Origin of the sequence: Erwinia tasmaniensis Et1/99 (assembly GCF_000026185.1) — a bacterium.
Lineage (GTDB): Bacteria > Pseudomonadota > Gammaproteobacteria > Enterobacterales > Enterobacteriaceae > Erwinia > Erwinia tasmaniensis.
In genome coordinates this window covers 1,597,828-1,620,722 of sequence record NC_010694.1, presented here as the reverse complement: position 1 = coordinate 1,620,722, position 22,895 = coordinate 1,597,828, and the positions used below count along the sequence as shown (strand labels likewise).

Genomic DNA, 22,895 nt, shown 5'->3' with positions numbered 1-22,895 from the left:
AAGAAAATGGCCGAACGAATCGGCCATTTTTCATTTTTCAGCCGTTACTGGCCACTTTCTCTGCGGGCTTATCTTTGCGCAACAGCGCCGGATAGATAAACAGTAATTTACCGGGGCCACGATTAAGCAGTTTCCACACCAGCAGTGATATGCAGGTGGTTATACTCACCGCCAGAGGCGGAAGCAGCAGCGCCCAGCCGAGTGAGAAGGCATGGTTGGCAAACAGGCTGTATTTCACCGCCAGCGTCAGCATTGTCAGACCCAGAATTTCAATAAAGATGCGGTGCAACACATAAATCTGCAGCGTATTGCGACCAACCCAGTTCAGCCAGCTCATATTAAAACGGTTATTCAGCGCCCTGCACAGCACGATACCCAGCACAATCGCCACTATGCAATAGAAGGGGTTTTTTATCATTCCGGCCGCGTGGTGTGCCATTCCTAACAGCAGCATTCCACCTAACAGCACCAGATGACGACGCGACAACTGGCTTAGTTCAATTAGCTGATAGCTGAAAAAGGCTCCCAGCAGAAAATAGACATAATTCTGCACCACGCTGTTCGGTCCCCAGCCGGGCACCAGATTGAACTGGGTAGCATAGTTCACCGTAATTGCCGCTACCAGCAACGCCACGCGATAACGATAAAACAGCTTTGCCGCGAGGAAATAAAATGCCAGAGCATACAGATACCACAGGCTGGTCATTGACAGCGCCAGCAGTTTGACAAATTCCAGCGGGGAGCTGGCATAGGCGGCATTTTGTGCGCTTGAAAGCTTCTGACCAATCAAGTTGGCGGAGATATTATAAATACTCAACCATTGGATCACGCCCCACAAAATATACAGATAAAGAATATTGACAAACTTTTTGGTAAAAACTTCACTCCAGCTCTTTTTACTGATGGCACTCGCCGCCAGCAGTCCTGAAACAAAAAAGAACGCAGGCATACGCAGCGGTGAGAGATATTTATTAAACGCTATCCATATCTCGGCTGGCATCACGCCCGCAGCCAGATACTGTATGGAAGGAATAAAAGTGGTAATAATAGTGTGATGCAATACCACCAGTAATATGCACCCCCCCTTTAACGTATTAATCCACAGAACTTCTTGCTTGCCAGCAACAGCCATAATAAAAAAAACCTAATCAAGTTATATTATCCTTGCAGTATCTATTAGCAGATAACGGATCACTATGAGGATCCTCTGAAAGCATTGTTATTCTAAGGGATTATTGAGGTTATATTATGTCCGATTGATAAATTCGTCACTGATATCAAACTGTTCATCTTCTATTTTTAAGATATTCCTGACCAATAGGCATTGTCCCTAAAATTCGTATTATAATCTGCGACTGGTGATGTTCACTGCAAGTGTGCTACCGCCAGCATGCTGGCGGTAGCAGCGACCATCTGTTGATCAGGGATGATAAGCAAACAGCGCCGGGGCACCGCCGGTATGGACAAACAGCAGCGGCCCCTGATGACGAAATCGATTTTGTGCAATGCCGTCAATTAGCCCGGCCATCGCCTTGCCGGTGTAGACCGGATCGAGGAATATTCCCTCCAGACGAGCCAGCAGTTTTATCGCCTCCAACCCTTCTTCGTTCGGATGACCGTAACCCGGAGCATAATAGTCATCCCACAGGGTGATCGGCGCGCGGCTCTCCAACGACAGGGATTGTGACAGCGGACCACGGATCGCCTCCACTTTTACCCGCTGCTCAGCCGACCGCCGGGAGACGGTGACGCCGACCAGCTCACATTCTGGCAGCAGCTGCTCCAGACCGACCGCCAGCCCGGCATGCGTGCCCGCACTTCCCGAAGCGACCACCACGGCGGCAAAATCAACCACGCCTTCGCTCTGGTGAGCAATCTCCTGGGCGCATTCGACGTAGCCCAACGCGCCCAGCGCGTCAGAACCGCCGACAGGAATGGTGTAAGGCCGAAATCCCTGTGCTTCCAGCAGGGTCGCCTGCTGCTCTAACTGTGCCACCGGATCGTGCAGCTCAGGCACCATAATCACTTCCGTACTCATCAAATCCAGCAGAAGACGATTACCGTTAGTCAGGTAATTTTCGCTCTTCGCATCGATGGGATTTTCCAGCAGCGCCACGCATTTTAAACCCAGCTTCGCCGCCACCGCCGCCGTCTGGCGCACATGGTTAGACTGGATAGCCCCGGCGGTCAGCAGCACGTCGGCTCCGGCGCGCAGGGCGTCGGCGGCCAGAAACTCCAGCTTGCGCAGCTTGTTGCCGCCGAATGCCACCGGCGTGACGTCGTCACGTTTGATAAAAATATCGCGACCCAAATAATCAGACAGGCGAGGAAGATGCTCTAGGGGCGTGGGCGAACCCAACAGTTCAAGGCGGGGAAAGTTAACAATGTTGTGTAAAGACAAGCTGGCCTCCATAGCTGGCGCTTAAATTATCTCTACAGTGTTGCAGAACATTCCCCGCAGGTCATCTGCCGATAACTAATTACGCTGCCAGCCGAGGAACTGGTCATATTTGCGCAACGCGATGCGGTAGTTGTTATTACCGGCATCGGGCAGATCGTTTTCCAGGCATTCATGCCAGCTCGGCCCGGTAAGGCGTTCTGAGGGGAAATTACGCGCTGACAGCATTCCGTCCAGACGGCGCAGGCGAACCACGTATTCGCGAATGGTGCTGTGACTCATTTCCGTTTGTTCAAACAGGTACTGTTTGAACTTCATAATATCGAAATAGGTTGGATGGGTGTTGCAGTAAATATCACTGCAAAATCGACACAGCGCGGTAAGCTCAAGCTGTAATTTTAACCAAATCCGTTCATCAACAGGCTGGTCCATTCGGGAGATGGCTTCTTTATTGATGATTTGACCACGAAATACCAGCGCCATACGGTCCAGTACTTTTGCGCAGTGGGAACAATGGCTCTGGCTGTGTTTATAGTCTTTTAGATAACGGCTCAATGGCCTGGTGGTTGTTTTCGATCCCACAAGAGATTCCCCGGTTCGAGTTTAAAGTGCAAACTGACTTTGTCAGCGCGCACCCGATAACCGGGCGCGCAGGCGTTTTACCGCCTGACTGTGCAGCTGGCTGACACGGGACTCCCCCACCTCCAGCACTGCGCCAATCTCTTTCAAATTCAGTTCTTCCTGGTAATACAGCGTCAGGACCATTTTTTCGCGATCGGGCAGAGCCTCTATCGCCTCAATTACCCGGTCGCGAAGGTCCCCTTCCAGCAACTGATGCAGCGGGTTCTCCTGTTCATGGCCTTCCGTCACCAGTTCCGCGCTGTCGCCATGCTCTTCACGGTATTCGTCAAAGGAGAAGAGCTGGCTGTTATTGGTGTCCAGCAGGATTTGTCGGTACTCCTCCAGCGAAACGTCCAGCTGGGCGGCCACCTCCTGCTCGCTGGCCGAGCGGCCCAGCGCCTGTTCGACCCTGTGCATGGCTCCGGCCACTTCACGCGCGTTGCGTCGCACGCTGCGCGGTGCCCAGTCGCGGCTGCGCAGCTCATCAAGCATCGCCCCACGGATACGCTGTACGGCGTAGGTGGTAAAGGCGGTTCCCTGCATGGCGTCGTAACGTTCTACCGCGTTCAGCAGGCCGATCCCCCCCGCCTGGAGCAGATCGTCAAGTTCAACGCTGGCCGGCAGGCGCACCTGTAGCCGCAGCGCTTCATGGCGCACCAGCGGCACGTAGCGCTGCCACAGCGAATGTTTGTCCATTACGCCATTGGCGGTATACAGATCGTTCACTCTGACCTACCCTGGATTAATTAAGTTATCGGCACGATTATCGGTTTCTGTAGGTATTTTGATTGGGGGAATAGCGGTAAAAAGGCGGGTTATTTCATTTTGTTGAGCGACGGCCCCACGCGGTCAGCATCGCTGGCGCGGGGGGCCGTCAGGTTATATTTTGTTTTGCAACCGCTGGCGTGTGGCCAGCGGCACCTGCGCCCACAGGGCACAGATCTGACCTTCCAGCTGCTGATAAAACGGCAACAGGGCGCTATCCTGCGGTAACGTGCAGCGAAAATGCACCCTGCCGTGAACAGGATCGATGGTCATACGGCGGCTGGCAAATAGCCGTTGCAGATCGCTGCGCAAAAACAGGCCGTTATCCGTGCTGTTATCCAGCATAAAGCCCTGTTCATTCTCGCGCGTGTCGATATGGCAGGCTTCCACCCACGGCCACGCCTGTTCATCGGTCAGCCGCGTGCCGGTCACCACGCAGGCCCCGTAGCGCTCACGCAGCGCGGCGGTAAACTCATGATGGCTGGCACGGTGCCACAGCCGCGCCTTCACCCGCCGCCCGACCTGGGTTCCGGCCATCACCCCGGACGGGGGCGGCAGCAGCGGCGAGGTCAGCACCACGATAAACTGTAGCTGGCGGGCGTATTCAAAACAGGGCTGCGACAGGCGGTCATACAGCTGCCAGTACTCTTCCTCTTCTTCGGTGCGCAGCAGCGTCAGGGTGTAGCCGCGCTGTTGCAGCAGGCTTTGCGCCATGATTGATGCCGGGTCGAGCATGGCTAATACCCGGCTTTCCCCCATCACCTTCCAGGTGTTCCACGGCGCCGGGGTCACCGGGCGACGAAAATAGAGAAAGCGCTGCTGGCTTAACAGATAGTGTTCAAAGCGCGCCAGATAGTTTTTGCGCTCGTTGTCCTGGCTGATAAACAGCAGGTCTTCCTGGGCAATATGGCTGTCTTTACTGGCAAACACCGCGCGGATCGTCCCGTTTTTGCTGGAGGTGGACGGGCTGAGCAGGCCAAGCGCGGTTAACGATTTATCATCGGGATACTTTTTACCGTAGCGGTCGTTTATCTCCTCAAACGGCAGCAGTTCCCCGGGGATTAGGTCATAATTGAAGCGCATAAAACACTCCAGAGAAAAAAAACCCCGCGAGCGCGGGGTTTAACGATTTCAGTAAGGGGGTTAACGCGACGGTTAGCCCTGCAGCAGAGACAGAACCTGCTGTGGAACCTGGTTCGCTTTCGCCAACACTGAGTTACCGGCCTGCTGAATGATCTGTGCCTTAGACATGTTAGACACTTCAGTTGCGTAGTCCGCATCCTGAATACGTGACTGTGCAGAAGACAGGTTGGTGGTGGTGTTGTTCAGGTTAGTCACCGCTGAATCCAGACGGTTCTGTACCGCACCCAGGCCTGAACGCAGTTTATCTACGCTGGCGATAGCTTTGTCCAAGGTAGTCAGTGGGTCGGCGGTAGGGGTAACCGCAGTAGTACCATCGGCTTCTTTGGTCGCTACAGTGAATTTATCGAGGCCCAGAGTGGTTGAGTCGATTTTTTTCAGGTTGATATCGATAGTTTCGTTATCGTTAGCACCGACCTGAATTTTCATGCTGGTGTCCTGAGACAGGACTTTAACGCCGTTAAACTGAGTCTGACCGGATACGCGGTCAATCTCGTCCAGACGGGATTTGATTTCGTCCTGGATAGAAGAGAGGTCAGAATCGGAGTTAGTGCCGTTTTTAGACTGAACGGTCAGTTCACGTACACGCTGCAAGTTGTTGTTGATTTCTGACAGTGCGCCTTCAGTGGTCTGCGCCAGAGAGATACCGTCGTTAGCGTTACGCGCTGCCTGGGTCAGACCCTTGATGTTAGAGGTGAAGCGGTTAGCAATCGCCTGACCCGCCGCATCGTCTTTAGAGCTGGTGATACGTGAACCGGAAGACAGACGCTCCATAGAAGAGGACAGCGCAGACTGGTTTTTGTTGATGTTGTTCTGGGTGATCAGCGAGAGGCTGTTGGTATTGATAACTTGTGCCATGATAAAGTTTCCTGTTTAATCATTTCAGTTAAGTTGGTTAGGGTTATTCGCCCCCGGCTTCATCGCCGTCAAAATTGTTATCGTCTGCCCTGCGCTAACCTTTAGAACTTTTTTAGCCTCACGCCGTTTTTTTTTCTCAGCCACTACCGCACGAAATACCCCTCTTTACTGCCGCTATTCGTTTTATTGCCGCCTGATAAATAATCGTAAACTTTGTGCATTGATAGCCGATAACCACGGTATTCACACTCCGTGCGCAGGATAAAAAGGAAAACATCATGGCTAGCATCTCTACTCTCGGTATCGGCTCCGGCCTCGATTTAAGTAGTACTCTGGACAAGTTGCAGACGGCGGAAAAAGACGCGTTAAAACCGATCTCCACCCAGCAGACCGCCTATACCGCAAAGCTGAGCGCCTACAGCACCATGAAAAGCGCGCTGGAAACCTTTCAGACCGCCAACAGCAAGCTGAACAGCGCCGACCTGTTTAGCGCCAGCAAGACCAGCAGCAGCTCCGGCGCCTTTAGCGCGACCACCACGTCCGCCGCCGCTGCGGGCAGCTACAGCATTAACGTGACCTCACTGGCCAAAGCGCAGACGCTCACCACGGGCGTTCAGTCCAGCAGCAGCACCGCGCTGGCCAGCGGCGACAGCACCCTCTCGATTAAACTGGCGGGAAGCGATAAGACGGTGGACGTTTCCATTAGCGCCGCCGACTCTTCTCTGACCGGCATTCGTGACGCGATCAATAAGGCCAACGCAGGCGTCAACGCCAGCATCATTAAAGCCGGTGACGGCAGCTATCGTCTGTCGCTGACCTCGGCCAAAACCGGCACCGACAACGCCATGACGCTGTCCGTCAGCGGCGATAGCACCTTGCAGAGTATGCTTAACTACAGTGGCACAGGCAGCAGTAACCTCACGCAGAGCGTTGCGGCGCAGAATGCCAAACTGTCGGTAAACAACGTTGAGATAGAGAGCAGCAGCAACAATATCAGCGATGCGCTGGAAGGGATCACCCTTAATCTTAGCGACGTGACCAGCGGTAACCAGACGCTGACCATCAGCAAGGACAGCAGCGCCACCGCGACGGCGATTGCCGACTGGGCGACGGCTTATAACACCCTGCTGGACACATTTAATACCCTGACCAAGTACACCGCGGTAAAAACCAATACCGCCACCCAGGACAGCAGCAACGGCCCCCTGCTCGGTGACAGCACCCTGCGCAACATACAGTCGCAGATGAAGCAGATGTTAACCAACACCGCCAGCACCTCGACCTTCAAGTCGCTGTCGCAGATCGGTATTACCTCCGATCCGACCAGCGGCAAGCTGAAAACCGACACCACGGCGCTCGATGCGGCGGTAACCAAAGACCCGGACGGCATCAAGGCGATGATTGTCGGCGATGGCAAAACCACCGGTATTGCAAGCAAGATGGCCACCAGCCTGACCGGATGGTTATCCAGCAGCGGTGAAATTCAAACGGCGAAAGATGGCGTCAGCAAAACTCTGACCAGCCTGAGCGCGCAATACACTAAGGTGAGCGACCGTATTGACGCCACCATCGCGCGCTTAAAAAAGCAGTTTACCGCGCTGGATCTCACCGTCAGTAAACTGAACAGCACCAGCGATTATCTGACGGCGCAGTTCGATAATTCAAGCAAATCAAGTAGCTAGTAAGGAGCCAACATGTATAGCGCCAGCGGTACCAAAGCCTATGCAAAAATCGGCGTAGAAAGTGCGGTAATGAGTGCCAGTAACGAGCAGCTGATTACCCTGCTGTTTGACGGGGCGCTTAGCGCCCTGGTGCGCGCCCGCCTGTTTTTGCTGGAAGGGAATACGGTGAAAAAAGGCGAGTCGCTTTCTAAGGCGATTAACATTATTGATAACGGCCTGAAGCTGGGCGTGGATGACACCAGCGAGGACGAGCTAACGCGCAACCTGGCCGAACTGTACCGCTATATGGTGCATCGACTGCTGCGCGCTAACCTGGATAACGATGCCGAAGGCATTGAAGAAGTTGAAGCGCTGCTGCGCAATATCGCCGACGCCTGGAAAGAGGTGTCTGGCACTACCGCTCTGGTTTAGGACGCTCTAACATGAATAGTGCCCAGTATCTGTTCGCGCTGTATCAGGATATTTTAACCCACAGTCAATGCATGCTGCGTCTGGCGGCAAATAATCAGTGGGAAGAACTGATCGACAGTGAAGTGAATCACTACCTCGGCGCGGTGGAAAAGCTGGCGCAGGCGATGCCGCATCAGCAGATCACACCTCAAACTCACGATCGGCTGCGCCCCGTGCTGCGCCATATTCTTGATAATGAGACGGAAGTTAAAAAGCTGCTCAAGTACCGCCAGGATGAAATTGCCACCCTGATGCAGCAGAACAGCCGTCAGAAGTCAGTGAATAACGCCTACAGCAAAAGCGCCGGCGTGGTGCTGTTTCCTACCCGCATTAGCGGCTAAAAAAAAGCCGTCACCGCCGCCCGGTCAGCGCGAAAAAAATAAATTCGCGCCGGCCCGCGCTTTTCTTCCGCCGTCGCGCATACTTCATTTTCACATCGGTTGAAAATGGAACAGGTCTATGCACAATCCCACGCTGTTGCAGTTTTTTCACTGGTATTACCCGACCGGCGGTAAACTCTGGCCGGAAGCGGCCGATCGCGCCCCGTGGCTGGCGGAAATAGGTATCAGCGCCGTCTGGCTGCCCCCACCGTATAAGGGCGAATCCGGCGGCTATTCGGTTGGCTACGACAGCTACGATCTGTTTGATCTGGGAGAGTTCGATCAAAAAGGTTCGCGCGCCACCAAATACGGCGACAAACGGCAGCTGCAGCACGCGGTAGAAACGCTGAAAGCCCACGGCGTGGGGGTGCTGCTCGACGTGGTGCTGAATCATAAAATGGGCGCCGACGAAAAAGAGCAGGTGCAGGTCAACCGGGTTAACCCGGATAACCGCGAGGATATCGATCCCGATGTGCTGGAGGCCGAGGCCTGGACGCGCTTTACCTTCCCGGCGCGTGGCGGGCAGTATTCGCAGTTTGTCTGGGACTACAGGTGTTTTAGCGGCGTCGATCATATCGAAAATCCTGATGAAAACGGCGTGTTTAAAATCGTCAATGACTACACCGCCGAAGGCTGGAACCAGCAGGTCGATGACGAACTGGGCAATTTCGATTATCTGATGGGCGCGAATATCGATTTCCGCAATAACGCGGTAGCCGAAGAGCTGAAGTACTGGGCGCGCTGGGTAATGGATGAAGTGCACTGTAGCGGTTTTCGCCTCGACGCGGTGAAGCATATCCCCGCCTGGTTCTACAAGGAGTGGATTGAGCACGTGCAGGAGGTGGCCGAAGCGCCGCTGTTTATCGTCGCGGAGTACTGGTCGCACGAGGTGGATAAACTGCAACAGTATATTCATCAGGTCGACGGCAAAACCATGCTGTTTGACGCTCCGCTACAGATGAATTTCCACAATGCGTCCAAACAGGGGGCTGACTACGATCTCAGCCAGATCTTCACCGGCACGCTGGTGGCGGCCGATCCTTGGCATGCGGTTACCATCGTGGCCAACCACGATACCCAGCCGCTCCAGGCGCTGGAAGCGCCGGTAGAAAGCTGGTTTAAGCCGCTGGCCTACGCGCTGATCCTGCTGCGTGAAAATGGTGTTCCGGCGCTGTTTTACCCTGACCTGTTTGGTGCCAGCTACGAGGATGAGGGCGGTGACGGCGAGCAGTATAAAATTGATATCCCGGTAATACCTGAACTTGAGGCGCTGGTGCGCGCCAGGCAGCGCTATGCCCACGGAGCGCAAAGCGAATGGTTTGATCATCCTAACTGCATCGCTTTCGCGCGCAGCGGCACGGAGGACCTCCCCGGTTGCGTGGTCATTATGTCCAATGGTGAAGCGGGAGAAAAAACCCTGGCGCTGGGAGAAACGTTCGCCGGCAGAGAGTGGTATGACTTCCTTGGCCACGAAGAGGGCAGGATAAGCAGCGACCAGCTGGGCAGCGCCGTATTTCGCTGCCAGCCGGGCAGCGTCAGCCTTTGGGTACCCGTCGAGTCGCCTGCCACGGCGTGAAAACGACCTCGCCAGGCGACGGCAGCATAAAAGACGATATGCGCGCCGGACGGCGCGCATATGACGCTTACTTCTTCAGCGCGTTCAGCCGCTGCTGGCATTCCGCCGTGGGTTGCGCAACTTTCTGTAAAATAAGCCGGTCGTAATGCAGTTCGGCACCGTCCAGCTCCAGCGGCATTACGCGCTGCTGCGTGTTAACGTTAACCCAGCGATCGTCAGCCCGGGTCAGTTTACCGGGCTTCGCCAGCACGCGCTGCCACTGGCGGCAGTCAAGGGTATCGCCTTCTGCGGTGATGATCAGGCTGGCTTTCGCCTGGTTACTGACCAAACCGCTCTGTGGTCCGAGAGTTTGCCAGTTGCCAACCAGTTCGGCCGGCGCGGGCGTTTTCACCGCGCTGGCATAGTTCGGCAGCTCTGCGCAGCCACTCAGAATCATGGCTCCTACCGTTGCGATAATCCACTTTTTCATTCTTTTATCCTGATTTTCTTAGTTACGCGATAAGTTATAATTTTTACCTGCCCTGCCGCAAGACTTGAACCGCATTACGTCCATCTTTCTGCTTATTACGCGCTTTCATCAGAGAAAATAAACGCGCCAGCAATGCGCTTTTCCGGCGACGGTTTACCGTCAGCATCATGGCCGACCCGCGGCCGACTTTCGCCCTCTCCGCGCCCCGTGTACACTATGGCCCGTATCTATCCAGGCACTTATCCAGGCAGAACCGCTATGAAAACCGTTGAAGAATATTACGCCATCGCCAAAGAGCTGTTTCTTGAGGCACACCCAACGCTGAAGTCCGGTATTGAAAATCTGACAGGCGAACAGGCCGCCACGCTCGGCATGAGCCTGGAACAGCTGCAGTCAATGCAGAAAGATCGCGCCTATGCGGCCTGGGTGCGGGAAAAGAAACTCGACGGCATGCTGTTTGCCATTCAGCTGGCCGAGCCGGATAAAGAGGTGATGGTGGCGGCGATTGAAAAATATCTGCATACCCACGCCGAGGCGCTGGGAATGAGCTGGGAAGAGTTTTGTATTAAAAACGAACTTTAGAAGAAGAACTTCCCACGCCAACAACAGCGCGTGGGGTTAATGAAGCGCGGTTGACGGCGGCGTCAGTGCGATCCCCGCAGCGCCCGATGTCCCGCCCCGTTTGCCAGACAGGCCTGCGGCAGCCGTTGAGGCAACAGCGTCTCCTCAGGATACGCCTCGCTCCGCCCCCTGAAGCCGTCGTACCAGCAACATTCGACCCTACCACCGGCAAAGCCCGTCACGATCGTTGCAGGCCCACGCTCACGGTCAGGCTCATACCTCCCTATCGGCTTATTCACTATCAGGTATAGCATCTTCCCGTTATTTACCCCGCCAACGCGAGGTAAAGCACCGGTTATTTATTTAGCCTCTGAAAAGCTGGAAATAAAAAAAGCGAGCCGTCGGAGCGCTCGCTTTTTATGTGAAACCCATCGCATTTCAGCGCTAGATTTTACAGCCCTCACAGTCGGCTTCATCACCCAGGTCGGCAGGCACTTCAGCCGCTTTCTGTTCGGCGCGAGCGCGAGCCTGTTCCAGCTGGGCATCGATATCAAACTCAAAAATATCGTCTTGCATCATCATCCTCACTTATCAAAGCCTTTAGCCTGCCTTTATACGGATTTCTGGCGTATTTTGGCAATCAGATTTACCACGCACAGCACAATCGACCCCACGACAAAGCCCAGAACCAGGTTGGCCAGGTTGTCGATCGCGGCGGCCATCAGGCCGTGCGTCTGCGCGCTGAACTCAGCGATCGGGTGATGGAACTGCGGCACGCCGTGCACGATAATCCCCCCACCCACCAGGAACATCGCCAGGGTGCCGACTACCGTCAGGATTTTCATCAGCCAGGGGGCAGCAGCCAGCAATACCCCGCCTATCGCCTGCGCGGACGCGGCGCTTTTTTGCTTCAGCCACATGCCGAGATCGTCAATTTTTACGATACCGGCCACAATGCCATAAACGCCAATGGTAACCAGAATGGCCACGCCCGCCAGGATAATCACCTGATTAAGTAACGGTGCCTCGGAGACAATACCCAGGGTGATCGCCACAATCTCTGCAGACAGGATAAAGTCAGTGCGCACTGCGCCTTTGACCTTCTTGTTTTCAAAAGCGCGCGGGTCCTGCTGCGCGGCCTTAAGCAGCCGCTGTTCACGCATCTCTGGCGTTTCCTGACTTTTGTCTTTATGCAGGCTGTGCAGGACTTTTTCCACGCCTTCATAGCACAGGTACGCGCCCCCTATCATCAGCAGCGGAGTAATGGCCCAGGGGGCGAATGCGCTAATCAACAGCGCCAGCGGCACCAGGATGAGCTTATTAAGGAACGATCCCTTCGCCACGGCCCACACCACCGGCAGTTCGCGGTTGGCCTTAACCCCGCTAACCTGCTGTGCGTTCAGCGAGAGGTCATCACCCAGTACGCCGGCGGTTTTCTTTGCCGCCACTTTGCCCATCACGGCCACATCATCCAACAATGTGGCAATGTCATCCAGTAAGGTCAGTAAGCTACTTCCAGCCAAAATCTCATTCCTTATTCTTATTCATCATATTGACAACAGGGGCACCGCTCGATTTCTGTCACCGCCATATCGGCGATGCCGTCACAGTCCCATTCAACTCGTACCGGCTGACCCGGTGGGTGCGCATGGTGCAGATACTTGCTAACCGGGCTTTCCGTCATTCCGCCGATCCGTTCGGTAGCTATCAAATGTTCGCCTACATAAATTCGCGCCGTGGCCTGGGTATCCACCATGCGTTCGCCGCTCAGTTTATATAAACGCCTTACCGTCAGTTTGATACTGCCCATAGCCCACCTTTGACTGGCCGAATAAGAAAGAGCTCGATCTAAACAATTATGCGCAACGAGTGCAAATTTTGTAAAAATAATTACGTCTGCTGCGCCAATGAGTGGCAAACTTCCTGCCACATAACATTCTGATAACCCGATTGGCTTCGGGAATGAGCCCCTGACATGACGTTACGCCGCGCGCCCAACGTGCTGCCGCTGATCGCAGCCCTGTTTGCCCTCTACTTTATTTGGGGATCCACCTACCTGGTTATTCGCATCGGCGTCGAAAGCTGGCCGCCGATGATGATGGCCGGACTGCGTTTTTTGCTGGCAGGAGGCGTGCTGTTGGCCGTGCTGCTGCTGCGGGGTGAGAAACTCCCTTCCCTGCACGCTGCCGCGAACGCGGCGGTGGTCGGCGTACTGCTGCTGGCAATGGGCAACGGCGCCGTTACCGTGGCCGAGCATCAGCACGTTCCCTCGGGGCTGGCGGCGGTGATGGTGGCGACCGTACCGCTGTTCGCCATGTGTTTTAGCCGTCTTTTTGGTATCGCTACCCGGTGGATTGAGTGGCTGGGCATCGGCATCGGGCTGTCGGGGATAATCCTGCTGAACAGCGGAGGCCATCTGGCCGGTAATCCCTGGGCGGCATTGATGATCCTGGTCGGTTCTTTGAGCTGGGCGTTTGGTTCAGTCTGGGGGTCGCGGGTTAATCTGCCGCTCGGTATGATGGCCGGCGCCATTGAAATGCTGGCTGCGGGCATCGTGTTATTGACGGCAAGCCTTATCAGCGGCGAACAACTGACGCAGTCCCCCTCGCTTAGCGGCATCATGGCGCTCGGCTACCTGAGCCTGTTCGGTTCGGTGATTGCCATCAGCGCGTATATGTTTCTGATCCGCAACGTCAGCCCGGCAATCGCCACCAGTTATGCCTACGTGAATCCGGTGGTTGCGGTGCTGCTGGGTATTGCCTTTGCGGGGGAAAGTCTGTCGGGACGCGAATGGCTGGCGCTTGGAATTATCGTATCTGCGGTGATCCTGGTGACGCTGGGGAAATACCTGGTCCCGGCGAAGCCCGTCGTTAAACCCTGCGAGCCTTAATCGCTTACAGCTGACGAATACCGCATTCGTCGATCTCGCCGTTGCCGACAGCGGCGCAGATCCACTCCTCCAGACGCGAGCTTATCGCCCGTTGCTCCAGCCGGGTTTTCCCACGCATCGCGCATTCCCATACCAGCAGCACCCGCCAGCCGCTGGCCGTCAGCTCTTCAACGTGGCGACGATCGCGGGCGATATTGCTGTCAATTTTTCCCTGCCAGAACGCCGTACGCGTTGCGGGTAATTTGAACAGATGACAGTGATGGCCATGCCAGAAACAGCCGTGGACGAAAATAATCGCCCGCCACTCTGGCAGGATAAAGTCTGGCCGACCGGGCAGCGTTTTGTCCTGCAACCGATAATGCAAACCGAGGTCTGTCAACAGGGCAGCAAGGTGCCGTTCAATGGCGGTATCGCGGGTGCGGATGGCGCGCATGTTCTTACTGCGCACCTCAGAGGTGTGAACGTCGGCCATCTTGGTATTCCTTTGATGATGACGATAAGTATAGCTAAGTCTCGCCCGGCAGTGACGGCACTACGGCCTGTTTCAACGACGTTTACGCACCGCCTGCTCGATCCACGGCAGTAACAGTTTTGCCACGGCGGCAAAGGCGGGAACCACCACCGAGTTGCCAAACTGGCGATAGGCCTGGGTATCCGAAACCGGAATGCGGAAGGTCTGCGCTCCGGGCTGCTCGAAGCCCATCAACCTTGCGCATTCGCGCGGCGTCAAACGGCGCGGTCGGCGCTGCTGGTTGTCGGCATTATCGAAATCCTGCTCGCCTAACGCCTTATTCCAGCCGCGATCGATAAGGATCTCCGACCCGTCTTTGTAGTAACGCGCCGACAGCGTGCGCACCACGCCATTTTCAAGCGCCGGGTCCACCAGACCGTAACCAAACCCGTTACCCCGCGCCTGGTGTTTCTTGGCATAGTGATAAAGGTATTTCCACAAGGTCGGCGTGAGAATATATTTTTCCTCGACCTGACTATCAAGCAGCGCGTTTAACGGGGTTCGCTGACGTGGGTAAAGTGCAGGTAATAAGCTAAGGCTGAAGGCGGGCAGCTGGAGATCGCGACGAAAGCCGACCAGAACGATACGCTCACGGTGCTGCGGCAAAAAATGTTTGCCGTCAACGATTTTCGGGTCCTGCGGCCCAACGATATCGGCATCCGCCACCTCGTAGCCCAGCTCGTCCAGCGTGGCCATAATAATGCGGAAGGTATTGCCTTTATCGTGGCTTTTCAGGTTTTTAACGTTTTCCAACACGAAGATCGCCGGCTTCTTGGCCGTGATAATGCGCGCCACGTCAAAAAACAGCGTTCCCTGCGCTTCGCATTCAAAGCCGTGCGCACGCCCCAGCGCGTTTTTCTTCGACACGCCCGCCAGCGAGAAGGGCTGGCAGGGAAAACCCGCCAGCAGCACGTCGTGGTCGGGTATCTGCTGCTGAATATGCTGATAGGCCTCGCGATCGTCAACCTGCGGATCGCCGCTTAACGTCACATCGCGGATGTCCTGGTTAAAACGGTGCTGCGTTTCATCACAGTACCAGTTGGCTTTGTAGGTCCGCACCGAGTGCTTGTTCCATTCGCTGGTAAATACGCACTGACCGCCAATCGCTTCAAAACCGCTGCGTATGCCGCCGATCCCGGCAAACAGATCGATAAAGCGAAACGCATAATCAGGATGATGCACGGGAGGTGCGGGCAGCATGCTGCCGAGCATACTGACTTCGGCCTCCGTCAGGGGGTAACACCTGCTGCCTTTTATCCAGCGGTTGACAGACTCGCGCGTCCATTCACGCTGGCTGACCTTGCGTAGCGTAGCCGCCACGGTTTTCCGATCGTAAATCTCCAGCACGCGCTGTAAAAGCTGTCGGTCCTGCTCTTCTTTATGCTGTGCATGCACCTGTGCCTGTTGGGCCAGCTCGGCAGTCAGGCGGTCAAAGTTACTCATAATCGCTCGATAAAAGGGATAATCGCGTGCCAGCATAGCATTTCATTGACACATCACCAGGATAATTCACCGCTGATATGATGAAGGGTAATGACAGCAGGCCAGGGGGCGACTACAATGATGCGGTTTTATTCATAGTATTGGAACTGTTCCCATGAGCACACCACAACGCGACCTGCTAACGCTGCCCAACGATGCAAAAAAACTCCTGCTGCACTCCTGCTGTGCTCCCTGTTCCGGCGAAGTGATGGAGGCCCTGCAGGCATCCGGGATTGACTACACGATTTTCTTCTACAATCCCAATATTCACCCGCAAAAAGAATATCTGCTGCGCAAAGAGGAAAACATCCGTTTTGCTGAACAGCACGGCATCCCCTTTGTCGATGCCGACTACGATAGCGATAACTGGTTTGAACGTGCGAAAGGCATGGAGATGGAGCCGGAACGTGGCGTGCGCTGCACCATGTGTTTCGATATGCGCTTTGAACGTACCGCGCTCTACGCGTGGGAAAATGATTTCCCGGTCATTTCCAGCTCTCTGGGCATATCGCGCTGGAAAAACATGCAGCAGATTAACGACTGCGGCGATCGCGCCGCCGCGCCCTACCCGGGCATCAGCTATTGGGACTATAACTGGCGTAAGAAAGGCGGCTCTGCGCGCATGATTGAGATCAGTAAACGTGAACGTTTCTATCAGCAGGAATACTGCGGCTGCGTCTATTCGTTACGTGACACCAATCTGCATCGTAAAAGCCAGGGGCGTCCGTTAATTAAACTGGGCGTGCTCTATTACGGTGACGACCAGGCGGAATAGCCTGAAGGAATTTGCCTTAACGGCAGATATCGCACCGTTTTAACGCTTTCAATTTTAGCCGTAATATCAGTGACATAATGGCAGCCAATACTCTCATTTATTTTTCGGGATGTATTATGTCACTGTTAACCCTTTCCCCCCTGCTCCGTCTGCTCACGCGCCCACGTCTTAAGCTCCGCCTCCCCGCCTGGCTCAAAAGTCTGCGCGGAGGGTTTATCCTGTTTCTGGTCATTTTTAGCCTGGTTCAGGGCGTGAGTATTCTGCTGCTCACTCGCCTTGTGACCACCACCAGCGCCAACGTGGCCGAAGCGCATCAGCTGTCGCAGCGCCAGGCCCTACTGGATAAAACCCGCAGCGAACTGTTGAGCGCCAGTGATAACAGCCATCGTGCGGGCATATTTCTGATGCAGGATAATCAGACCGGATCGGTTGATAGCTGGAAAAGCCTCGCCGAAGCCGCGCAAACCTCTCTTAACCGCGCACGCCAGCTTTTTGAGCAATATCCCGTAGCGACAGACGGCGCGCTGACGCAGAACTTTATGCTGCTCGCCGACGGGCTCCAGGAACAGCTCAAGGGGCTTAACGCCAAAGACATTGACGCTTTCTTTAGGGTTCCGATGCAGGCCTTTTCGCAAGGTTTCAATGAGGCGTACTACCAGACTCTGGCACAGGCCAACCGGCAGGCTGCTGATTTGAATCGACTGACTCTTTCTTCACTGACCGGCAACCGCAACCTGGCGGTGGCCATTTCAGCCCTATTGGGAACCCTGCTGCTGCTGGGTGGCGCAATGTTACTGCGCGGGGTGATCCTGCCGCTTGACCGCGTTTCTGACCGGCTGGCGCAGATTGCCACCGGGGATATTTCACGGCGGCCAGACGATGGCGGTTTTCAGTCGAGCGAAATCCACCGATTAACGGCAAGCGTCAGCGCGATGCAGCTGGGGTTGCAGCATATCGTTGGGGAAATCAACGCCATCTCGAGCGCGGTTCATAACAGCGCCGGATGCATGGCCCAGCAAAATGACGAGTTCAGCGCCCGGCATCAGCAGCAGATACAGGCGTTCAATCATATCAGCCAGCGCCTCAACAGGGTGGCGCAGGAGGTCGGTCACAGCGTTGAGTTCACCCATCACGCCACGCGCGAAGTTCAGGCCGCCGACCACCTGGCCCAGCGCTGCGGCAAGGTGGTCGCGGCGGTTGAAACACAGATGCGGCAGATTGTTGCTGCGTCAGGTGAAATTGCCAGTTTCGTCACCTTGCTTGAGGGGATTTCTCTGCAAACCAAGCTGCTGGCGCTGAACGCGGCCATTGAATCTGCCCATGCGGGCGTCTACGGACGCAGTTTCTCTATTGTGGCCAAAGAGATTGGCCTGCTGTCCGAAAAGAGTAGCGCCTCGACGCGAACCATTGACGGGCTGATCGACAATACCCATCAGCATATCGACAGCGGTTTCCATCAGGTTCAAACGCTGGATGGGCTGTACCATCAGATTGCCGCCGCGGTGACGGGCGTTGTCAGCGTATTAAGTGAACTCCAGCAGAATGCTGATGCGCAGAGTCGACGAGTCAATGCTATCGCACAGGAGATCGACCGCCTGAATCAACAGGTAAAAGAGAGCGAGCGTTTAACTCACCGCAACGCTGAAACGTCTGAACTCCTGGTGAATCATGCGGCCAGATTGTCACGTAGCGTGAGTCAATTTGTCCTGTAGTTGATGAGATTGCGTTCCCCGGTAAATGGGAACGCCAGGCAGGGAAACGGCCTGCTGGCGGGGTGAATGATGCTTCAGTTGTTAACGCGCAAACTCGGCCAGCACGCTTTCGTCCAGCGCGTAAAAATCCCCTTTCAGTTCCGCACACAGTTTCGCCATATAGGTCACCAGGAAATCAGCGTTATATTGCGCAAGGTGCTTACCCTCCACGGTTTGCATGGTGTCCGGTAGCGTGAGGAGCTTTTTTTGAAAATGATCCAGCGCCCACTGCGCATCGTCCAGCGGGCGCTCGCGCCCAAGCGGATCGCTGCTGTCAAATAATGCCCGCCCTAACGCGCCAGAAACGTAAAATACGCGCGCAAGACCGATCGCGCCAAGAGACTCGAGCCGGTCTGCATCCTGAACGATTTTAGCCTCGATGGTTTCTGCCACCACCGCCGCACTGAAGCTGTGCGCGTGCACGACATGCGCTACCGCATCAATTTTGTCAGAGGGAAAATCCGGGAATACCTGCTGCAAAATGCGGCGCGTTTCAACAGCCGCCTGGGCTGAGGCCAGGTGACGCTGCGGATGATCCTTCGCCAGGTTCACAATATCGTGAAAGTAGCAGCCGGCCATCACGACCAGCTCATCGGCCGGCGTGCTTTGCATGATGCGCTGCGCCGTTTGCCAGACCCGCTTGAGGTGTGCCACGTCATGGGCTTTATCATCATGCTGCCAGCTTTCATTCAGCCAGTGTTCGAAACGTGATTGCCACTGAATCAGCGTCATGGACTTCTCCTTATTGTTTAAACTTTTGAGATGTCTTTAGCGATGGGCCCTTTTCAGCCGGTAGCCATATCGACGGCATAATCAGATCCACATCAAACTTATAACGTTTGTTCGGAGGTTATCACATCAATTTTTATGTCAGCGCCGTATTTCAGCCGTTTTCGCCGGGTAATGATCATGCTGAATGCGCATTAACCATCACGTAATAGCCGATAAAGACTCGCTAACCCGGATCGTTCAGCCCCAGGGAATACCTGAAACGATTTTTCGCAGCCGTCATTTTTTCCAACATTACCTGACGAGTGTTTCATCTTAAAACCCTGTGTTGGCATAAAACATCGCAATAATGGCGTAGGGTCATTACTCTAAAAAGTCTAAAATGTATGCAGGCTTTATTTTAAGCGCAATATACTCAGGCGGGAGGCGGATCTCAGCACTTGGGTTATTGAATTTGAGCCTGCCTGAGGGCAGATATTCGCCATCCTTTTGAATCACAGTGAGGACAGATGATTAAGTGGCCGTGGAAAAGTCAAAACGATGCGCTGGACGCCGGGCTGCCCTGGCAACAGGCACTGGACATCCCGTTACTGTCCTCCCTTAGCGCGGCGGAAAGTCAGGAGTTGCGCCAGCTTGCCGCGCGTTTTTTACGCCAGAAAAGCCTGATCCTCTTGCAGGAATTGCAGCTCGATCGGCTTAATCGCTGCCGCCTGGCATTATTGTTCTGTCTTCCGGTGCTGCACCTGGGCTATGAATGGCTGGACGGTTTTCATGAAGTCCTGATTTACCCTGATCCCTTCGTGGTCGATGACGAATGGCAGGATGAGTTTGGTTTGGTACATCGTGAGCGCATGGTACAGGCCGGGCAGAGCTGGCAGCAGGGCCCGATTGTTCTCAACTGGCTGGATATTCAGGATTCTTTTGACCGTTCCGGCTACAACCTGGTCATCCACGAGGTCGCACATAAACTGGATGCGCGCGGCAGTGGCGAAGCGAACGGGGTGCCGCCCATTGCGCTACGCGAAGTCACCGGCTGGGAACGCGATCTGCACGCCGCGATGATCCAGATTGGGGATGAATCGGACATCGTAGGGGCAGCCGCCGCCAGTATTGATCCCTATGCGGCCAGCGACCCGGCCGAATGCTTCGCCGTGCTCTCCGAATATTTTTTTAGCGCTCCCGAACTGTTTATCACCCGTTTTCCGGCGCTATACCAACGTTTCTGCCGGTTTTATCGTCAGGACCCGTGGCAGCGGCTACAGCAGGACAACACAACATCAGCCGTTCAGTAATCAACCGAATAGGTTTAAAACGTAGCCAGTTGAAAACCAGCCCGTTTTTTACTGTTGACAGTCAGACAGCGGATCGCTACTATTCGCCTCGTTCACACGATTCCTCTGTAGTTCAGTCGGTAGAACGGCGGACTGTTAATCCGTATGTCACTGGTTCGAGTCCAGTCAGAGGAGCCAGATTTAAGAAACCAGATGCCTGACGGCGTCTGGTTTTTTGCTTTTTATCAGTTGGTTATCCCCTTCTTTCAGGCTCGCCCTCGTTGACTAAACACCTCTCGAAGCTCTACCCCTTTGCTGGCAAAACAATGTTGGAAATTGTCGTTCAATTGCGCTATGAAAAGAATAACCTTGATAACAACATAGATCTCACCATATCTTTCCTGTTTAAACAGGGAAGATGATGATCCCACCGCGAAACGGGGATCACCCGTCACCGTTAAGAATATTAAATAAATACTCTGACAGCCTTTCATTTTTATCCTCCTTGATCGGAAACATTTTTTTGAAAATACTTGTTATGTATCTCCCTTTTAAATTATGGTGTATACACTAAATAAAACCATTTATTCGGAATCATCTGTGAACAGCATTAAAAAAATTCTTAAAACTGCATTTACTTCAAAAGATAACAAGAACATTACCCCTGACTTAATTAAAAGGGTAAATGAAGATGATATTTTACGTTTAATAGTGGACATTTTTCGTGATAAAGAACTTCACTTTGCAAAGAAGGACAGTATAGAATATTTAAATAGCACAGCTGTACACTTCGAAAAGTTATCTCTCCACAAAATACAGAGTTATTTCAAACATTTATCGGACTTACTCAGATGTAAAACGGACATACAGGATAAACTTTTAAACTATCTTATCAACTCTGTTTTTGGGAGGGAAAATAAAACACACACACCAATGGACCTTCTATATGCTTTTAATTTTTATCTTAATTTAGCAAGGGATGATTTTTTAAAAAATAAAAAAATTAAGGGTAAACATCTTGTTAGCCTCATGTATAAAAATAAAACGCAGAAGACAATCAACTATGACCTTAATATGCAGCATTTGTCTTCACTTATTTGCTCCAGCTTAAAGTACTTCTATGGCGATAACAAAAAACAAACTATTTTTATTAATGAAGAAACATCTATCGATCATAATAACCCCTCATATAGTGGTGAATTCAATATCGACTTCAACGAATATACCAACCACGCTAACACCTGGTGTGTAAGTGATTTTTATTTTAGAAGATCATTCTATTTTGAAGATGATTTTTCAAACTTAATAAAAAAAACGCAGGCTAAAGTTGAGTTCCAACAAACGGTTGTTAAAAGCCGAGTGTTTCTAAACATGAATTTATACAACATACCTTGCCCAGAAAATAAATATCTTTCTTTTGACACCATTCATAATTACAATTTCAAAAAAAACAAAAGAAATTACGCCAACAAAAATATATACGATTTGATGAAAAAACAAATCCAAGATATTTTGTTTTTGGATATTGATAGCGACGTATCTTTATTTAATGATCTCACACTCAAAGAGTGGTGCCTGGGGTATATAATGGCGCTGAATGTTATAAAAAAACAGAATACGAACGATTTTTTAAAATTTGATAAAAAGTTTTTAGCGCAAGAGCTTCTTGATCTTGGCATTTCAGATCTGAAGAAATCCGAACATATAATCAATGAACTAAGTTTTTCATTGGGCAGCAAAGACTTACACGACACTCCTTTTATACAGTCCACTAGCGGTTGCGTCTATATTTTCAAACCGCTAACAGAGTTATTAGACCCAGTGAATGCTCTTATGTCTAAATTAGGTAGCATTAAAATTGATTCATCCCAAAAGGGCGAGGAGTTTGAAAAATTCACTCGAGACGCCTTAAACTCAAAAGGACTTAAATGTATACCTTATCACTCTAAAATATTAATAAATGGTAAAAAAGAAGATTATGAGTATGATGCGTTATTTTGTATTGACGATACCTTGTTTGTCATTGAATGTAAAAATACATTCGTATCTTTTAGTGATATGACTAAAGCCTATCGAATAAAAAAATTAATAGATAATGCCGTAATTCAATTAAACAGACTTAAAGAAGGCGTCTGCTTATTAAAAGGTAAGATTGAAAAATCTCTTGGCAGCTCGTTTAGTGAGGGTAAAATCATTACAATAGTTTTAAACTGCTCACCTATTAATTATGAAAAAATAAATGACACATACATAATCAGCAAAGCTTCATTATTAGATATACTGGGGAGAACCAAAAAAAATAAATTTAACGCCACTGATTTTATTAATGAATTAGAAAGAGAGTCAAACCATGAAGAAACGATCCAAAAAATAAAAGAAAAAGCTTATTTTTTTGCTCTTGATTCAGACTCAGGCATTGCATCCTCATATATGGACATTGAATAACGCATCCAGAAGAACAACGTTGTGCTCAGTAATGAGCACATGGCAACCAAAGAAAATATTTAAAGGAAAAAAATATTTAAAAACGCCGCCCGGCCAATAGAAAGGAATCATCTATCAAACCATTCGATTTATCCAGATATC

24 protein-coding genes and 1 tRNA gene are annotated in these 22,895 nt (G+C 52.6%); 11 read left to right on the top strand and 14 right to left on the bottom strand.

All coding sequences use genetic code 11. From position 1 onward, the window contains the following. Positions 1-37: 37 nt before the first annotated feature. The 6 genes from ETA_RS08265 to ETA_RS08240 all read right to left on the bottom strand — a co-directional run bounded on the left by ETA_RS08265 (position 38) and on the right by ETA_RS08240 (position 5,782). Positions 38-1,132 carry an acyltransferase family protein gene (locus tag ETA_RS08265; RefSeq protein WP_012441169.1) on the bottom strand — a complete coding sequence of 365 codons (1,095 nt, stop codon included), beginning with the start codon at positions 1,130-1,132 and terminating at the stop codon, positions 38-40. Between the two features lie 288 nt (positions 1,133-1,420). Beyond that, positions 1,421-2,401, bottom strand: a complete 981-nt coding sequence (locus ETA_RS08260) for a D-cysteine desulfhydrase (RefSeq protein ID WP_042959301.1) — start codon at positions 2,399-2,401, stop codon at positions 1,421-1,423. Positions 2,402-2,476: 75 nt separating this feature from the next. Next, on the bottom strand, positions 2,477-2,980 hold the full coding sequence (gene fliZ, locus ETA_RS08255) for a flagella biosynthesis regulatory protein FliZ (RefSeq protein ID WP_012441167.1): 504 nt from the start codon (positions 2,978-2,980) through the stop codon (positions 2,477-2,479). 42 nt (positions 2,981-3,022) lie between these two features. Continuing rightward, complete coding sequence (locus tag ETA_RS08250; protein WP_012441166.1) at positions 3,023-3,745, bottom strand: RNA polymerase sigma factor FliA; 723 nt, start codon at positions 3,743-3,745, stop codon at positions 3,023-3,025. 153 nt (positions 3,746-3,898) lie between these two features. Continuing rightward, positions 3,899-4,867, bottom strand: a complete 969-nt coding sequence (locus ETA_RS08245; RefSeq protein ID WP_012441165.1) for an HNH endonuclease signature motif containing protein — start codon at positions 4,865-4,867, stop codon at positions 3,899-3,901. A gap of 72 nt (positions 4,868-4,939) precedes the next feature. After that, positions 4,940-5,782, bottom strand: coding sequence for a flagellin N-terminal helical domain-containing protein (locus tag ETA_RS08240; RefSeq protein ID WP_012441164.1), 843 nt, complete (start codon positions 5,780-5,782; stop codon positions 4,940-4,942). Between the two features lie 278 nt (positions 5,783-6,060). On the opposite strand from ETA_RS08240, the gene fliD reads away from it, so the two are divergent. The 4 genes from fliD to amyA all read left to right on the top strand — a co-directional run bounded on the left by fliD (position 6,061) and on the right by amyA (position 9,870). Beyond that, positions 6,061-7,464 (top strand): flagellar filament capping protein FliD, encoded by a 1,404-nt coding sequence (gene fliD / locus ETA_RS08235; RefSeq protein ID WP_012441163.1) that lies wholly within the window; start codon positions 6,061-6,063, stop codon positions 7,462-7,464. A 12-nt stretch (positions 7,465-7,476) separates the two neighbouring features. Further along, the gene (gene fliS / locus ETA_RS08230) at positions 7,477-7,875 is read left to right on the top strand and encodes a flagellar export chaperone FliS (protein ID WP_012441162.1); all 399 of its coding nucleotides are present in this window, start codon (positions 7,477-7,479) and stop codon (positions 7,873-7,875) included. 11 nt (positions 7,876-7,886) lie between these two features. Further along, complete coding sequence (fliT, locus tag ETA_RS08225) at positions 7,887-8,255, top strand: flagella biosynthesis regulatory protein FliT (protein ID WP_012441161.1); 369 nt, start codon at positions 7,887-7,889, stop codon at positions 8,253-8,255. 118 nt (positions 8,256-8,373) lie between these two features. Further along, entirely contained in the window at positions 8,374-9,870 is a 1,497-nt protein-coding gene (gene amyA / locus ETA_RS08220; protein WP_012441160.1) for an alpha-amylase, read from the top strand. Positions 9,871-9,937: 67 nt separating this feature from the next. Here amyA and yedD read toward each other — a convergent pair whose 3' ends face one another. Further along, positions 9,938-10,339 carry a lipoprotein YedD gene (gene yedD / locus ETA_RS08215; RefSeq protein WP_012441159.1) on the bottom strand — a complete coding sequence of 134 codons (402 nt, stop codon included), beginning with the start codon at positions 10,337-10,339 and terminating at the stop codon, positions 9,938-9,940. 43 nt (positions 10,340-10,382) lie between these two features. Beyond that, positions 10,383-10,508 (bottom strand): hypothetical protein, encoded by a 126-nt coding sequence (locus ETA_RS20570; protein ID WP_269446407.1) that lies wholly within the window; start codon positions 10,506-10,508, stop codon positions 10,383-10,385. Between the two features lie 89 nt (positions 10,509-10,597). Here ETA_RS20570 and ETA_RS08210 point away from each other — a divergent pair, with 89 nt between their 5' ends. Then, positions 10,598-10,921: a DUF6388 family protein gene (locus ETA_RS08210; protein WP_012441158.1), complete on the top strand. Its 324-nt coding sequence runs from the start codon at positions 10,598-10,600 to the stop codon at positions 10,919-10,921. 423 nt (positions 10,922-11,344) lie between these two features. Here ETA_RS08210 and ETA_RS20565 read toward each other — a convergent pair whose 3' ends face one another. From ETA_RS20565 to ETA_RS08200, 3 genes are read right to left on the bottom strand one after another with little or no spacing between them, the layout of a single operon-like run. Further along, positions 11,345-11,476 (bottom strand): hypothetical protein, encoded by a 132-nt coding sequence (locus ETA_RS20565; RefSeq protein ID WP_269446406.1) that lies wholly within the window; start codon positions 11,474-11,476, stop codon positions 11,345-11,347. A gap of 35 nt (positions 11,477-11,511) precedes the next feature. Further along, positions 11,512-12,423, bottom strand: coding sequence for a DUF808 domain-containing protein (locus ETA_RS08205; protein ID WP_012441157.1), 912 nt, complete (start codon positions 12,421-12,423; stop codon positions 11,512-11,514). A gap of 17 nt (positions 12,424-12,440) precedes the next feature. Then, positions 12,441-12,710, bottom strand: coding sequence for a hypothetical protein (locus tag ETA_RS08200; RefSeq protein ID WP_042958820.1), 270 nt, complete (start codon positions 12,708-12,710; stop codon positions 12,441-12,443). Positions 12,711-12,875: 165 nt separating this feature from the next. Between ETA_RS08200 and yedA the strand changes: the two genes are divergently transcribed. Next, a complete protein-coding gene (gene yedA, locus ETA_RS08195) occupies positions 12,876-13,790 on the top strand; it encodes a drug/metabolite exporter YedA (RefSeq protein ID WP_012441156.1) in 915 nt (304 codons plus the stop codon). Between the two features lie 4 nt (positions 13,791-13,794). On the opposite strand, the gene ETA_RS08190 is transcribed toward yedA, so the two are convergent. After that, positions 13,795-14,262, bottom strand: coding sequence for a very short patch repair endonuclease (locus ETA_RS08190; RefSeq protein ID WP_012441155.1), 468 nt, complete (start codon positions 14,260-14,262; stop codon positions 13,795-13,797). 72 nt (positions 14,263-14,334) lie between these two features. Further along, on the bottom strand, positions 14,335-15,744 hold the full coding sequence (locus ETA_RS08185) for a DNA cytosine methyltransferase (protein ID WP_012441154.1): 1,410 nt from the start codon (positions 15,742-15,744) through the stop codon (positions 14,335-14,337). 154 nt (positions 15,745-15,898) lie between these two features. Between ETA_RS08185 and ETA_RS08180 the strand changes: the two genes are divergently transcribed. Both ETA_RS08180 and ETA_RS08175 read left to right on the top strand, forming a co-directional pair. Continuing rightward, positions 15,899-16,558: an epoxyqueuosine reductase QueH gene (locus tag ETA_RS08180; RefSeq protein ID WP_012441153.1), complete on the top strand. Its 660-nt coding sequence runs from the start codon at positions 15,899-15,901 to the stop codon at positions 16,556-16,558. A 116-nt stretch (positions 16,559-16,674) separates the two neighbouring features. Then, entirely contained in the window at positions 16,675-18,270 is a 1,596-nt protein-coding gene (locus ETA_RS08175; RefSeq protein WP_042958817.1) for a methyl-accepting chemotaxis protein, read from the top strand. Between the two features lie 81 nt (positions 18,271-18,351). Here ETA_RS08175 and ETA_RS08170 read toward each other — a convergent pair whose 3' ends face one another. Next, entirely contained in the window at positions 18,352-19,041 is a 690-nt protein-coding gene (locus ETA_RS08170) for a phosphohydrolase (protein ID WP_012441151.1), read from the bottom strand. Positions 19,042-19,547: 506 nt separating this feature from the next. Here ETA_RS08170 and mtfA point away from each other — a divergent pair. The 3 genes from mtfA to ETA_RS08150 all read left to right on the top strand — a co-directional run bounded on the left by mtfA (position 19,548) and on the right by ETA_RS08150 (position 22,754). Then, entirely contained in the window at positions 19,548-20,330 is a 783-nt protein-coding gene (gene mtfA, locus ETA_RS08165; RefSeq protein WP_012441150.1) for a DgsA anti-repressor MtfA, read from the top strand. A 101-nt stretch (positions 20,331-20,431) separates the two neighbouring features. Beyond that, positions 20,432-20,507, top strand: a tRNA-Asn gene (locus ETA_RS08160). A 402-nt stretch (positions 20,508-20,909) separates the two neighbouring features. Next, the gene (locus ETA_RS08150; protein ID WP_012441149.1) at positions 20,910-22,754 is read left to right on the top strand and encodes a nuclease-related domain-containing protein; all 1,845 of its coding nucleotides are present in this window, start codon (positions 20,910-20,912) and stop codon (positions 22,752-22,754) included. Positions 22,755-22,895 lie beyond the last annotated feature (141 nt).

What these genes read in the sequence shown, in the direction of transcription:
- yedA (WP_012441156.1), top strand. Translation starts at nt 12,876, where the DNA reads ATGACGTTACGCCGCGCGCCCAACGTGCTGCCGCTGATCGCAGCCCTG.
- ETA_RS20570 (WP_269446407.1), bottom strand. Translation starts at nt 10,508, where the DNA reads ATGATGCTGACGGTAAACCGTCGCCGGAAAAGCGCATTGCTGGCGCGT.
- ETA_RS08180 (WP_012441153.1), top strand. Translation starts at nt 15,899, where the DNA reads ATGAGCACACCACAACGCGACCTGCTAACGCTGCCCAACGATGCAAAA.
- fliD (WP_012441163.1), top strand. Translation starts at nt 6,061, where the DNA reads ATGGCTAGCATCTCTACTCTCGGTATCGGCTCCGGCCTCGATTTAAGT.
- yedD (WP_012441159.1), bottom strand. Translation starts at nt 10,339, where the DNA reads ATGAAAAAGTGGATTATCGCAACGGTAGGAGCCATGATTCTGAGTGGC.
- ETA_RS08200 (WP_042958820.1), bottom strand. Translation starts at nt 12,710, where the DNA reads ATGGGCAGTATCAAACTGACGGTAAGGCGTTTATATAAACTGAGCGGC.
- ETA_RS08265 (WP_012441169.1), bottom strand. Translation starts at nt 1,132, where the DNA reads ATGGCTGTTGCTGGCAAGCAAGAAGTTCTGTGGATTAATACGTTAAAG.
- ETA_RS08245 (WP_012441165.1), bottom strand. Translation starts at nt 4,867, where the DNA reads ATGCGCTTCAATTATGACCTAATCCCCGGGGAACTGCTGCCGTTTGAG.
- ETA_RS08175 (WP_042958817.1), top strand. Translation starts at nt 16,675, where the DNA reads ATGTCACTGTTAACCCTTTCCCCCCTGCTCCGTCTGCTCACGCGCCCA.
- fliT (WP_012441161.1), top strand. Translation starts at nt 7,887, where the DNA reads ATGAATAGTGCCCAGTATCTGTTCGCGCTGTATCAGGATATTTTAACC.
- fliS (WP_012441162.1), top strand. Translation starts at nt 7,477, where the DNA reads ATGTATAGCGCCAGCGGTACCAAAGCCTATGCAAAAATCGGCGTAGAA.
- ETA_RS08170 (WP_012441151.1), bottom strand. Translation starts at nt 19,041, where the DNA reads ATGACGCTGATTCAGTGGCAATCACGTTTCGAACACTGGCTGAATGAA.
- ETA_RS08185 (WP_012441154.1), bottom strand. Translation starts at nt 15,744, where the DNA reads ATGAGTAACTTTGACCGCCTGACTGCCGAGCTGGCCCAACAGGCACAG.
- ETA_RS08240 (WP_012441164.1), bottom strand. Translation starts at nt 5,782, where the DNA reads ATGGCACAAGTTATCAATACCAACAGCCTCTCGCTGATCACCCAGAAC.
- amyA (WP_012441160.1), top strand. Translation starts at nt 8,374, where the DNA reads ATGCACAATCCCACGCTGTTGCAGTTTTTTCACTGGTATTACCCGACC.
- mtfA (WP_012441150.1), top strand. Translation starts at nt 19,548, where the DNA reads ATGATTAAGTGGCCGTGGAAAAGTCAAAACGATGCGCTGGACGCCGGG.
- ETA_RS20565 (WP_269446406.1), bottom strand. Translation starts at nt 11,476, where the DNA reads ATGCAAGACGATATTTTTGAGTTTGATATCGATGCCCAGCTGGAACAG.
- ETA_RS08190 (WP_012441155.1), bottom strand. Translation starts at nt 14,262, where the DNA reads ATGGCCGACGTTCACACCTCTGAGGTGCGCAGTAAGAACATGCGCGCC.
- ETA_RS08210 (WP_012441158.1), top strand. Translation starts at nt 10,598, where the DNA reads ATGAAAACCGTTGAAGAATATTACGCCATCGCCAAAGAGCTGTTTCTT.